General features: G+C 67.9%; 11 protein-coding genes. 9 read left to right on the top strand and 2 right to left on the bottom strand.

What is annotated here, in order from left to right; genetic code table 11:
• The first annotated feature begins 184 nt into the window (after positions 1-184).
• On the top strand, positions 185-2065 hold the full coding sequence (gene htpG / locus IGS68_RS23370) for a molecular chaperone HtpG (RefSeq protein WP_201074503.1): 1881 nt from the start codon (positions 185-187) through the stop codon (positions 2063-2065).
• 24 nt (positions 2066-2089) lie between these two features.
• Here htpG and IGS68_RS23365 read toward each other — a convergent pair whose 3' ends face one another.
• Positions 2090-4009: an adenylate/guanylate cyclase domain-containing protein gene (locus IGS68_RS23365; protein ID WP_201074501.1), complete on the bottom strand. Its 1920-nt coding sequence runs from the start codon at positions 4007-4009 to the stop codon at positions 2090-2092.
• A gap of 406 nt (positions 4010-4415) precedes the next feature.
• Here IGS68_RS23365 and clpX point away from each other — a divergent pair, with 406 nt between their 5' ends.
• Positions 4416-5660 carry an ATP-dependent Clp protease ATP-binding subunit ClpX gene (gene clpX / locus IGS68_RS23360; RefSeq protein WP_201074499.1) on the top strand — a complete coding sequence of 415 codons (1245 nt, stop codon included), beginning with the start codon at positions 4416-4418 and terminating at the stop codon, positions 5658-5660.
• Between the two features lie 90 nt (positions 5661-5750).
• Here clpX and IGS68_RS23355 read toward each other — a convergent pair whose 3' ends face one another.
• Positions 5751-6533: a thermonuclease family protein gene (locus IGS68_RS23355; protein WP_201074497.1), complete on the bottom strand. Its 783-nt coding sequence runs from the start codon at positions 6531-6533 to the stop codon at positions 5751-5753.
• Positions 6534-6633: 100 nt separating this feature from the next.
• On the opposite strand from IGS68_RS23355, the gene pip reads away from it, so the two are divergent.
• The 7 genes from pip (at position 6634) to pheT (ending at position 13063) form a co-directional block, all read left to right on the top strand.
• Positions 6634-7584 (top strand): prolyl aminopeptidase, encoded by a 951-nt coding sequence (gene pip / locus IGS68_RS23350; protein WP_201074496.1) that lies wholly within the window; start codon positions 6634-6636, stop codon positions 7582-7584.
• A gap of 110 nt (positions 7585-7694) precedes the next feature.
• A complete protein-coding gene (locus tag IGS68_RS23345) occupies positions 7695-8231 on the top strand; it encodes a hypothetical protein (protein WP_201074494.1) in 537 nt (178 codons plus the stop codon).
• A gap of 128 nt (positions 8232-8359) precedes the next feature.
• Positions 8360-8557, top strand: coding sequence for a hypothetical protein (locus IGS68_RS23340; RefSeq protein WP_201074492.1), 198 nt, complete (start codon positions 8360-8362; stop codon positions 8555-8557).
• A 290-nt stretch (positions 8558-8847) separates the two neighbouring features.
• Entirely contained in the window at positions 8848-9048 is a 201-nt protein-coding gene (rpmI, locus tag IGS68_RS23335; RefSeq protein ID WP_201074489.1) for a 50S ribosomal protein L35, read from the top strand.
• A 16-nt stretch (positions 9049-9064) separates the two neighbouring features.
• Positions 9065-9430, top strand: coding sequence for a 50S ribosomal protein L20 (gene rplT, locus IGS68_RS23330; RefSeq protein ID WP_201074488.1), 366 nt, complete (start codon positions 9065-9067; stop codon positions 9428-9430).
• Between the two features lie 135 nt (positions 9431-9565).
• Positions 9566-10645 carry a phenylalanine--tRNA ligase subunit alpha gene (gene pheS, locus IGS68_RS23325; protein ID WP_201074486.1) on the top strand — a complete coding sequence of 360 codons (1080 nt, stop codon included), beginning with the start codon at positions 9566-9568 and terminating at the stop codon, positions 10643-10645.
• Positions 10646-10657: 12 nt separating this feature from the next.
• Complete coding sequence (gene pheT / locus IGS68_RS23320; protein WP_201074484.1) at positions 10658-13063, top strand: phenylalanine--tRNA ligase subunit beta; 2406 nt, start codon at positions 10658-10660, stop codon at positions 13061-13063.
• Positions 13064-13071 lie beyond the last annotated feature (8 nt).

The raw sequence follows: 13071 nt of genomic DNA, 5'->3' as shown, positions 1-13071 counted from the left end.
CAGAAGATGCTGCGCTCATGGGGGAGAGCATTGGGGTTCGCGTGCTGCATTGCAAGGGGCGTTATCGCCCCTCACGCTCCGGTGCCGGAAGGGGTTGCAGCTTTTCGCGGCATTTCACATATCTGGCGCACCTTACCATCAGCCTGCTCAAGGCACCGAACCTATATCCGAAGGTGATACTGCAATGTCCGAGGAACGGCTCAGTTTCCAGGCCGAGGTCAGCCGCCTGCTCGACATGGTCGCGCACTCCCTCTACAGCGAGAAGGAGGTGTTCCTGCGCGAGCTGATCTCGAACGCATCCGACGCCTGCGACCGTCTGCGCTACGCCGCCCTGACCCAGCCGGAGCTTTCGGCTGACGATCCCGACCTCAAGATCCGCCTGCTGACCGACGCCGACGCCAAGACCCTGACGGTGGCGGACAACGGCATCGGCATGAACCGCGAGGATCTGATCGAGAACCTGGGGACCATCGCGCGGTCGGGCACCGCGGCCTTCATGAACAAGCTGACCGGCGACGCCAAGAAGGACATCGGCCTGATCGGCCAGTTCGGCGTCGGCTTCTATTCGGCCTTCATGGTGTCGGACAAGGTCGAGGTGCTGACCCGCAAGGCGGGCGAGAGCCAGGGCTGGCGCTGGGTCTCGGACGGGCGCGGCGAGTTCACGGTCAGCGAGGCGGATGAGGCCCCGCGCGGCACCCGAGTCGTGCTGCACCTGAAGGCCGACGAGGGCGAGTTCCTGGAGGAACACCGGCTGCGGCGGATCGTCCAGAAATACAGCGACCATATCGCCTTGCCGATCCTGTTCGGCGACGCCGCCGACGCCCAGGCGCTGAACAGGGCCTCGGCGCTGTGGACCCGGTCCAGGAACGAGATCACGGCCGACGAGTACAAGGAATTCTACCACCATGTCGGCCACGCCTTCGACGATCCCTGGCTGACCCTGCACTGGCGGGCCGAAGGCAAGATCGAATACACCAGCCTGCTGTTCGTTCCCTCGGCCAAGCCGTTCGACCTGTTCAACCCCGACCGGCGGCACCGGGTGAAGCTGTACGTCAAGCGCGTCTTCATCACCGACGAGGCCGAGGGGCTGCTGCCGCCGTACCTGCGGTTCCTGCGCGGCGTGGTGGACAGCGAGGACCTGCCGCTCAACATCAGCCGCGAGATGCTCCAGCACAACCCGATGCTGGCCAAGATCCGCGCCGGCATCGTCCGCCGCGTGCTGGGCGACCTCGTGAAGAAGGCCGACGACGCTGAGCAGGCCGAATCGTACGCGTCGTTCTGGGAGAACTTCGGCGCCGTCCTGAAGGAAGGCCTGTACGAGGACTACGAACACCGCGAGCAGCTGACCAGGCTGATGCGCTTCCGCAGCACGGGCTCCGACGGGCTGGTCTCGCTGGACGACTATGTCGGCCGCATGAAGGAAGGCCAGGACGCGATCTTCTACATCACCGGCGACGACATCGAGGCGCTTCGCCGCAGCCCGCAGCTGGAGGGCTTCAAGGCCCGCGGCGTCGAGGTGCTGCTCCTGACCGACCCGGTGGACGAGTTCTGGATCCCCTCGGTCGCCGAGTACAAGGAGAAGAAGTTCAAGTCGGTCACCCGCGGCGGCGCCGACCTGTCCAAGATCAAGGCCGAGAGCGAGCCCGAGAAGAAGGAAGAGGAGAAGCCCGCCGAGAACGACCTGGGCAGCCTGGTCGCGGCGCTGAAGCTGACCCTGGCCGACTCGGTAAAGGACGTCCGGATCTCCGAGCGGCTGACGGACAGCCCGGTCTGCCTAGTGGCCGACGAGGGCGACATGGACATGCACCTGGAGCGCCTGCTGAAGCAGCACCGCCAGCTCGACGGCGGCGCCAAGCGCATCCTGGAGGTCAACCCGACCCACCCGCTGATCCGCCGGCTGACCGGGATGGCGGCGAAGGAGGGTCTCTCCGACAACATCGAGGACGTCGCCTGGCTGCTGCTCGACCAGGCCCGCATCGTCGAGGGCGAGCCGATCCCGGATCCGGCCGCCTTCTCGCGCCGCCTGGCGCTGGTGATGGAGAAGGGCCTGGGCTTGGCGGCCTAGAGACGGCCGGGAAGGGAGGGGTGCTCAGGCGTCCAGCCTGAACACCTCGACCCGGCCGCTTCGCCCGCGCAGTCTCTGGGGACCCAGCGGGCTGAGCGGGACGCAGCCGCCGCTCTCCGCCGCGGTCGTGGCGCCCACCAGCACGATGATCTCGGCATCGCCCTGCATCGCGGTGCCCAGTTCCTCGATCCGGGCGGCCGTGTTCACGCTGTCGCCGACGATGGTGTAGTTGATCCTGCTGGCCGAGCCGATGTTGCCGACCACCACCGGGCCGCTGTGCAGGCCGACGCGGATCCGCACCGCCGGCAGGCCGACCGCGATGCGCTTGGCGTTGTCGGCCCGCAGCGCCAGCGCCATGGCGCGGGCCGCGCGGAGAGCGCGCGCGGCATGGTCGTGCTGGACTTCCGGGGCGCCCCAGAACGCCATGATCGCGTCGCCGATGAACTTGTCCACCGTGCCGCCCTCGGCCTCGATGCAGGTGGCCAGCAGGGTGAAGTGGCTGTTCAGCAGGGCCGCGGTCTCGGCGGCGCCGAGATCCTCCGCCAGGGTGCTGAAGCCCCGGATGTCGGTGAACATCACGGTCACCTGCCGTTCCTCCGAGACGAGGCCCGACGTGCCGCCGCCCTGGGCGCTGCGGCGGATCAGGCGCAGCACCAGCCCCTTGGGAACATAGGTCTCGAACCAGCGCAGCCCGGCGACCATGGAATTGAAGGCGTCCGCCGCGTTCGCCAGCTCGCGGAAGCGGCTGTCGGGCAGGGTCGGGGCGCCGCGGAAGTCGAGCGCGCTGACGCTGGCCGCCGCCGCGGCCAGGCGGGCGATCTGGCGGCTGATGGCACGCCCGATCCACAGGGCGGCGCCGACCGACACCAGCAGGATGCCGAATCCGACCAGCCCGGTCGTCCACAGCCGCTCGACCTCCACCCCGACCTCGTCCAGGCGGTAATTGATACCGACGGTCCAGGGCTGGGCGCCGTAGCCCTCCAGCGTGCGCAGCAGGAACAGGTGGCTGTCGTCGCCGATCTCGACCACCTCGGCGTTGGCCGAGTTGCGTCCGGGGATCGCGAAGGTGTCCGCCGGCCGGCTGTTGCGCCACAGGCTGGCGAGCACCGGGTCGTCGACCTGGTCGATCCGCGGCAGCGGCAGTCCGCCGCCATGGTCGGAAAAGTCGAATTCCTTGTAGCGCAGCGCCTGGTGGGCCAGCACGTGCTCCCGGCCGTAGAGGACGAAGGCGCTGAGCCCCTCGTCGACGTACAGTTCCGACAGGAAGCGCGAGAGGTCGCCGATGGAGACCCCGACGATCAGCATGCCGATGAAGCGGTCGTCGCGCCGCACCCCCATGCGCACGGTCAGCAGCGTCGTCTTCACCTCGGGCGACCACATCGGCTCGACCCAGAAAGGACCCTGGCGGTCCCTGGCCTCCGCCATGGCCGCGGTCATCTCGGGCGAGGCGGACAGGTCGAGCGTGCTCTCCACCATCTCGCCGTTGATTCGGCCGGCCCTCGTCATTATCTGGTTGAGAGGCGCGAAGCCGATCCCGGTCACCTGGGGCGTCGCGGCCAGCGCCCCGCGCAAGGTGTCGCGCATGGCTTCCGGATCATCCGGATCCAGTTTTCCGCTTTCGATCAGCCGGTTCAGGTACGTGATCTGATCGCGCGCCGGATCGAGCTGGTGGCGGACCCTCACCACGACATTGTCGATCGCCAAGTCGGCCTTGTCGTTCAGCAAGGCAAAAGTGTTGCGCCCGGCGCTGCTGAGCCCCAGGATGAGGACGCTTGCCACCGCGGCCAGCATCAGGGTGCCGAACCCCGCCACGAGCACGGCGGCGATCGGCAGACGCAGGCGGCGGCGCCGTCCGGCGGCCTGCCCGGTCATCGGGGAGGTCGGCATCAGGGCGGCGGGGGGAGCGACCAAGGGTGTCGGTGCGTGGTCGGCCGCTTCGGTCATGGCCGGGAACTTACCCGGTGGCGACCCCGGCGGCAATCGCGATCGTAGGGGGGCGACCGGCGGTTCAGACGGGTGCGCCCGCGCTTCAGGAGGTTTTGCATGATGGCGTGTGACCGGAGGCGTGGTAGCGTGTCATGCATGCCACGGCATACCGAACCGCTTACAGGCCAACGGCGTTCTATGTCATGCGTCGTGTTGACGCTGGCATGAAAGGTGTGCAGGACTGGTATGATCGTGCAGTGCTGCAACAGGCTGGAACCTTCTACGCAGAAAATCCACCTCGGAACTGTTAACTGTTGGGGATGCACCATACATTGTGGATAGACGCGGACAATCCACACCGCTTCGCCGCATCGAGTCGTGATGCAGTTCCGGTTGCTCGCAGGGACCAAGGTACAGCCCGGATATGACGAAAGAACACTCGAACCAGACCCTCTACTGCTCCTTCTGCGGCAAGAGCCAGCATGAAGTGGTGAAGCTGATCGCCGGCCCGGCCGTGTTCATCTGCAACGAATGCGTCGATCTCTGCATCGACATCATTCGGGAGGAGAACAAGGAAAGGGACACCAAGGCGGTCGGCACCCCGTCGCCGAGGGAGATCGCGGCGACGCTCGACAGCTATGTCATCGGGCAGGCCCAGGCCAAGAAGGTGCTGGCGGTAGCGGTTCACAACCACTACAAGCGCCTCGCCAACGGGGCGGGGGCCGGGCGGGGCGAGGTCGAAATCGCCAAGTCCAACGTCCTGCTGCTGGGTCCCACCGGCTCGGGCAAGACGCTGCTCGCCCAGACCCTGGCCCGCATCATCGACGTGCCCTTCGCCGTCGCCGACGCGACCACGCTGACCGAGGCCGGCTATGTCGGCGAGGACGTCGAGAACATCGTCCTGAAGCTGCTCCAGGCGGCCGACTACAATGTCGAGCGGGCGCAGCGCGGCATCGTCTATATCGACGAGATCGACAAGATCTCGCGCAAGGGCGAGAACACCTCGATCACCCGCGACGTGTCGGGCGAGGGCGTCCAGCAGGCCCTGCTCAAGATCGTCGAGGGCACCGTCTGCTCGGTCCCGCCCCAGGGCGGCCGCAAGCATCCGGGCCAGGAGTTCATCCAGGTCGACACCTCCAACATCCTGTTCATCTGCGGCGGCGCCTTCGCCGGCCTGGACCGGGTCATCGCGCAGCGCAACCGCGGCACCGTCATGGGCTTCGGGGCCGACGTGAAGGGGCCGGACGAACGGGGCATCGGCGAGCTGCTGCGCGAGGTCGAGCCGGAGGACCTGCTGAAGTTCGGCATGATCCCGGAATTCGTCGGCCGCCTGCCGGTGGTCGCGACTCTGGAGGACCTGGACGAGGCGGCCCTGATCAAGGTGCTGACCGAGCCGAAGAACGCGCTGGTCAAGCAGTACCAGCGGCTGTTCGAGCTGGAGCAGGTCAGCCTCGAGTTCACCGAGGACGCCCTGGCGGCGATCGCCCGCAAGGCGATGCAGCGCAAGACCGGCGCCCGCGGCCTGCGGTCCATCATGGAGGCCGTGCTGCTGGACATCATGTTCGAACTGCCGGGCATGACCGGCGTCGACAGCGTGGTGATCAACCGCGAGGCCGTCGAAGGCAAGGCCAAGCCGCTTCGCCTGTTGTCCCAGCGCCGCACGGCGTAACGTCCCTGACGGTTCCGGAAGAATGGCGGCCGGGTCGGAAGACCCGGCCGCCATTTTCCTTTGGCGGCCGGGAGGACGCCTGCGGCGCGGTCACTCCAGCACCTCGACCTGTTCCGGATGGGTCAGGTCCATGGCGGGGCCGTTCCGCTCGTACAGCCAGCCCCGCAGCCTGAGCTTCTTCCCTTGCAGCGACTCGATGTCCACTCCGGACGCCGAGAAGGTCCGGACGTCCTTCGGCGCCACCGTGGCGGTGAAATCCTTGCGGTAGTCCTCGCCGAAATTCAGGAAGATGCGGCCCCGTACGTCCGCGACCTGCCTGACCGTACCTTCGACGAGCTGGTACGTGTCCGGGGGACCGACCTTGCCGTCCGCGTCCTGTACGCGGTAGTAGCCGAGCGTCCAGATCCCTAGCTTGGCTTCCCTGGCTGCCGTTTCCCGGCCGAGCATCTCGTTCGCCGCGGCGCGGTTGTCGGGGAAGGTGTAGACGCGGGCGAGGCCGCGGCCCAGCATCTCCCCTTGCGCCCAGGTCCCGTCTTCGGTGTGCAGGTGGGCGAGAATCCGGCCGTGGCGGTCGCCCCGGGCGCCGCCGTGGGACAGCGTCACGCGCCGGCCGAGAACCAGCTTCTCCAGTTCCGCCTTCGCTTCGCGCGCCAGCGGCCATTCCTTGAAGTTCGGCCGGCCGAGGGGCAGCTTGGGCGCCTGGATGCCGACCAGCCGCACCTCGCCGCCGGTATCCAGCACCACGGTGTCGCCGTCGATCACCTCGACCACGGTCGCGGCAGCCCCCCTCGCCAGGTCGCGGGGCAAGTCCGCCGCGGCCGTGCCGGTCCAGGACTGGAACAGCAGGGCGGCCAGGGCGATCGCCCGCGCCAAAATGGCCGGTCCGTTTTCTGTTGCCCGTGCAACGCGGCTTTGCCACGGTGCGCGCCGTCCCATAGACTTCAATCCGCTCCACTTCATACGGCCCGCTCCTATGCCCCGCACCGAGTTGTTCCCTCCGCTCGATCCATACCAGACCGGTCTGCTCCAGGTCGATGCGATCCATACCCTCTACTGGGAACAGTCGGGCAACCCGCGCGGCGTACCGGTGGTCTTCCTGCACGGCGGGCCGGGCGCCGGGGCGTCGCCCACGCACCGGCGTTTCTTCGACCCGTCCCATTACCGTATCGTCATCATGGACCAGCGCGGCGCCGGGCGCTCGACCCCGCTGGGGGAGATCCGCGATAATACCACCGACCACCTGATCGCCGACCTCGAACAGCTCCGGACCGAACTGGGCATCGAGCGCTGGCACGTGTTCGGCGGGTCCTGGGGCAGCACCCTGGGACTGGCCTATGCGCAGGCGCACCCGAAGCGCTGCATCAGCCTGATGCTGCGCGGCATCTTCCTGATGCGCCGGTCGGAGATCCAGTGGTTCCTGTACCACATGAGGACGATCTTTCCGGAAGCCTGGGCCAACTTCTCCAATTTCCTGCCCGCCGAGGAGCGCGGAGACCTGCTCGAGTCCTACTACCGGCGGCTGACCGGCTCCGACTACGGCATGCGCATGGCGGCGGCCCGGGTCTGGAGCGTCTACGAGGGCGCCTGCTCGACCTTGCTGCCCAGCCCGGAGCTCCTCTCCGCCTCCGGCGAGGATACCCACGCCCTCGGCCTCGCCCGGATCGAAGCCCACTACTTCCGCAACAACCTGTTCACGCCGGAGAACCGCCTGCTGGAAGGTCTCGGCCGGATCCGCGGGATCCCCGCGGTGATCGTCCAGGGCCGATACGACATCGTCTGTCCGATCGCCACCGCGGACGAACTGCATCGCGCATGGCCGGAAGCCGACTACGTGATCGTTCCGGATGCGGGACATTCGGCCATGGAGCCGGGCATTCGGGCTGCCCTCGTTGCGGCTACGGAAAAATTCAAGCATCTGGCCTGAGGGTGAGTGTATTGCATCGCCGCATGCACTATTTACCAGATGTTACACTTCCGCCTATATGCTAGGTCCCGCGCTTCAGAACAGGGGGCTTTGTGATCCAGATGCGTCGCATGATGGCAGTCGTGGTCGCGCTTGGATTCTGCCTGACGGCAGCCGAGGCCACGGCCCAGATCAATTCCACCCAGCCGAAGCCGGAATACATCACCGGCGGCGTGGGCTATTTCGACCTGAAGCCGGCCGAGCCCAATTCCAACGTCCAGCTGGAGTGGGGCCTGGGGCTCAAATACTGGCTGTTCGTCCCCGAATCGGCCGGCTCGGCCCTGGCGCCCAGCGACCGCAACGCGGTCATTTCCGGCGGCACCCAGGGCGGCATCGGCCTTGAACTGTCGCTGGGCGAGAGCTTCATCTTTACGCCGAGCATCGCGGCCGGGGTCGCCGACAGGGGCGAGATCCGCGACCCGACCGATCCGAACAATGGACAGATCGAGATCCGCACCGGCATCGCCGCCGCCTACGAATTCTCGAACGACTGGCGGTTGGGTGCGACATACTTCCACGTGACCAATCCGGCCCAGGTCGGCACCTCGACGGGTGACAGCGGCGAAGTGCTGAACTTCACGCTGGCGGTTCCGTTCGGCGGGAAGTAGCCGCCGGTCCGGCGCGCCGGACCTCGGCATATATGCATCTAATTTTAGCAGTATACGACCGCGTCCGGGTTAGTCGGCCGGGGCTCCGCGGGTATCATTCATCCGGGCATGCAGACCGGAGAACACCCATGTCGGACCGCCGCGCATTTCGCAGACCATGCCGGGAAGAAGCTTTCCGCGGATCGCCGCAGGCCGAGGCAAGGGGGGCGCCGATCCCCGAAATCCACGGCTTCGAATCGGCGAAGCCGCTCCGCGACTTCGGCGCAGGCCGGCCGGTCCCGCCGGCCGATCGCCTGGCGCGCCGACTCCTCGATGCCGCCTTCTGACGGGGAAGCGGTGACGTTCCGCGAGCCACTGCCGGCGCCGGCCGCCCCCGGGGGTTCTGAAACACTGTCGCCGGCGGAACGCGTCGCCCGCCTCGCGTGGGCCGACTGCGCAGCCGCGACCACCCGCCGGGACGTTTTCCAGGATGTGACCGCGGACGCACTGCCGGCTTGCTTTCGCCCGCGCGCCCCACTATAACCCACGGCTCATTCGGGCGGCGAGGCCGGGTCGGTGGACCCTACGGACATGCCCAACCGCTCTGATATGTCACTCCAGGTTCTTGGGAGCAGAAATGTCCAAGTTGAAGACCCATAGCGGTTCGAAGAAGCGCTTCAAGGTGACGGCCTCCGGCCGGGTCAAGGCCCAGGCCGCCGGCAAGCGCCACGGCATGGTCAAGCGTACCCAGAAGATGAAGCGCAACGCGCGCGGCACCATGGTGCTCGCGCCGCAGGATGGCGAGATCATCCTGAAGAACTTCCTGCGCAACGCCTGATCGGGAGAGCTGAACCATGGCACGTGTCAAGCGGGGCGTAACCACCCACGCCCGTCACCGTAAGATCCTCAAGCTGGCCAAGGGCTATCGCGGCCGTTCCAGCAAGTGCTTCCGCATTGCGATCCAGAAGGTCGAGAAGGCGCTCCGTTACGCCTACCGCGACCGCCGCAACAAGAAGCGCGAGTTCCGGGGCCTGTGGATCCAGCGTATCAACGCCGGCGTCCGTCAGCACGGCCTGACCTACTCGCGCTTCATGAACGGCATCAAGCGGGCCGGCATCGACGTGGACCGCAAGGTCCTGGCCGACATCGCCGCGCGCGAGCCGGAAGCGTTCAAGGTCCTGGTCGACAAGGCCCAGGCCGCTCTCGCCCAGGCTGCTTGATCTTTTCCGGCGTCCGCCGAAGCGGGCGCCAGAGCGATCGACGGCAATTGACTAGGGGGCCGCCCGGCTGGGCTGGCCCCCTTTTCGCGCTTGCCGCACCCGTTTCCGGCGGCGCCCAACCTTGACGAGGAACCCATGTCCGCTCTCGAAGCGCTGAAGACGGAATTGCTGACGGCGGTGAGCCAGGCCGCCGATCTGGCCGCGCTGGAAGAGGTCCGCGTCGCCGCACTGGGCAAGAAGGGCCGCATCACGGGCCTGATGGCCGACATGCGCACCCTGTCCCCCGAGGAGCGCAAGGAACGCGGCCAGCAGATGAACGCCCTGAAGGACGAGGTCGGGGCGGTGCTGGACGCCCGCAAGGCCGAGCTGCACAAGGCGGAGCTCGCCCGGCGCCTGGATGCCGAACGCATCGACGTCACCCTGCCGGTCCGGGCGGAGACCCAGGGCCGCGTCCATCCGATCACCCAGACCATCGACGAGCTCACCGCGATCTTCGCCGACATGGGGTTCTCGGTCGCCGAAGGGCCGGACATCGAGGACGATTTCCATAACTTCACGGCGCTGAACTTCCCGCCCGGCCATCCGGCGCGCGACATGCACGACACCTTCTACCTGCCGGACCGTCCGACCGACGGCAGCCGCATGCTCCTGCGCACGCATACCTCGCCGGTGCAGGTCCGCTCGCTGCTGGCCGACAAGGCGCCGATCCGCGTGATCATCCCCGGCCGCACGTATCGTTCCGATTACGACATGACCCACACCCCGATGTTCCATCAGGTCGAGGGGCTGGTCGTGGACGAGAAGACCAGCATGGCGCACCTCCGCGGCTGCTTGGTCGAGTTCTGCCGCGCGTTCTTCGACGTGGACGACCTGCCGCTGCGCTTCAGGCCCAGCTTCTTCCCCTTCACCGAGCCGTCGGCGGAAGTCGACATCGGCTGCCTGCGCCGCGGCGGCGAACTGAAGATCGGCAACTTCGGCGACTGGCTGGAGATCCTGGGCTGCGGCATGGTGCATCCGAACGTGCTGGAGAACTGCGGCATCGACAGCACCAAGTACCAGGGCTTCGCCTTCGGCATGGGCATCGAACGCATCGCCATGCTGAAATACGGCATCCCCGACCTGCGCACCTTCTTCGAGGCCGACCTGCGCTGGCTGAAGCATTACGGCTTCGTGCCCCTCGACGTGCCTTCCCTGGCCCAGGGCCTGAACCGATAAGGACAGCCGACGATGAAGCTCACCCTTTCCTGGCTGAAGGCCCACCTGGACACCGGGGCCGACGTCGAGACGATTTCTTCGAAGCTCACATCCCTCGGCCTGGAGGTCGAGGAGGTCGTCGACCGCGCCAAGGGTTTGGAAGCCTTCCGCGTGGCCTACGTGGTCTCCGCCGAGAAGCACCCCGACGCCGACAAGCTGCGCGTCTGCATGGTCGATACCGGATCCGAAACGGTCCAGGTCGTCTGCGGCGCTCCCAATGCCCGAACGGGCATGAAGGGCGTCTTCGCGCCGACCGGCTCGGTCATCCCGGCGACCGGCGCGGAGTTGAAGAAGGGCGTCATCCGAGGCGTCGAGTCCAACGGGATGCTCTGTTCCGAGCGCGAAATGGGCCTGTCGGACGCCCATGAGGGCATCATCGACCTGCCCGAGGATGCCCCGGTGGGAGCCCCCTTCGCCTCGGTAGTCGGCCTGGACGATCCCCTGATCGACGTCTCGCTGACGCCGGACCGGGCCGACTGCGCCGGCGTCCGCGGCATCGCCCGCGACCTCGCCGCGGCCGGCCTGGGCGAGCTGAAGCCGCTGGAGACCACGCCGGTGCCGGGCGCCTTTCCCAGCCCGATCGGCGTCACGCTCGATTTCGGGGCCGGGGAGGAGCAGGCCTGCCCGATGTTCGTCGGCCGCCTGATCCGCGGGGTGAGGAACGGTCCGAGCCCGCGCTGGCTGCAGGACCGGCTCCTGTCCATCGGGCTCCGGCCGATCTCCGCGCTGGTCGACATCACCAACCTGCTGACCCACGACATCGCGCGTCCGCTGCACGTGTTCGACGCGGGCAAGCTGCGGGGCGGGCTGACCGTGCGTCCGGCCCGCGCGGGGGAGACGCTGCTGGCCCTGAACGGCAAGGAATACGCCCTGGAAGAAGGCATGACCGTGATCGCCGACGACAGCGGCGTGGTCAGCCTGGGCGCCGTCATGGGCGGCGAGGGCACCGGCGTCACCGGGACGACGACCGACGTGTTCCTGGAGGCGGCGCTGTTCGACCCGGTGCGCACGGCCCAGACCGGCCGCAGGCTGTCGATCGACAGCGACGCCCGCTATCGGTTCGAGCGTGGCGTCGATCCCGCCTTCGTGATCCCCGGCGTCGAGATCGCGACCCGGCTGATCCTGGAGATCTGCGGCGGCACTGCCAGCGAGCTGGTGGTCGCCGGATCGGAGCCGTCCTGGCGGCGCGAGCTGACCCTGCGGCCCGGCCGTACCCTGGAGCTGGGCGGGGTCGATGTTCCGGTACCGGAACAGGTACGTATCCTGGAGGCGCTGGGCTTCGGCGTGACGGAGCGGGGGGACGGCGTGATGGCCGTGCTGCCGCCGAGCTGGCGCGCCGACATCCACGGCGAGGCCGATCTGGTCGAGGAGGTGCTGCGCGTCCACGGCTACGAGCACATCCCCGCGATCCCGCTGGAGCGGACCTCGGCGATCACCCGGCCGGCCCTGAACGCCCGGCAGAGGCGCACGGCCATGGCCCGGCGCGTGCTGGCCGTGCGCGGCCTGTCGGAGGCGGTCACCTGGTCCTTCATGTCGTCCGCCCACGTGGATCTGTTCGGCGGCGTGACGGACGGGCTGCGGCTTCTGAACCCGATCAGCTCGGACCTGGACGTCATGCGTCCCTCGATCCTGCCCAACCTGATCCAGGCGGTGGGCCGCAACGCCGACCGGGGCTATCCGGATACCGGCCTGTTCGAGGTCGGCCCGGTCTTCCGCGACCCGTCGCCGCAGGGGCAGGACACGGTCGCCGCCGGCGTCCGGTCCGGAACCCTGGTGCCGCGCCAGTGGGCGGAAAAGCAGCGCCCGGTGGACGCGTTCGACGTCAAGGCCGACGCCCTGGCGGTGCTGGAGGCGGCAGGCGCCCCGACGGGCAACCTGCAGGTCACGACCGACGCGCCGGCCTGGTACCACCCCGGCCGCTCCGGCGTCCTGCGCCTCGGGCCGACGGTGCTCGCCCGGTTCGGCGAGGTGCATCCGGAAGTGCTGGACGCGCTGGGCGCCAAGGGCGCGGTCGCGGCGTTCGAGGTGATGCTCGACGCGGTGCCGGTGCCGAAGAAGAAAGGCGGGACGGCCAAGCCTCTCCTGCGGCTGTCGCTGTTCCAGCCGATCCAGCGCGACTTCGCGTTCCTGGTCGACGCCTCGGTCGAGGCCGAGAAGCTGGTCCGGGCGGCCAAGGGGGCGGACAAGGGGCTGATCACCGACGTGTCGGTCTTCGACGTCTACCAGGGGCAGGGGATCGATCCCGGCACCAAGTCGCTCGCCATCACGGTCACCATCCAGCCCACCGGCAAGCCGCTGACCGAGGCGGAGATCGATGCGGTCGGCGCGAAGGTGGTCGCCGCGGTGTCGAAGGCGACCGGCGGCACTTTGCGCGGTTGACAACAACC

It is taken from the genome of Skermanella sp. TT6 (assembly GCF_016653635.2).
Taxonomy (GTDB): Bacteria; Pseudomonadota; Alphaproteobacteria; order Azospirillales; family Azospirillaceae; genus Skermanella; species Skermanella cutis.
This window is presented reverse-complemented; position numbering and strand designations above follow the sequence as displayed.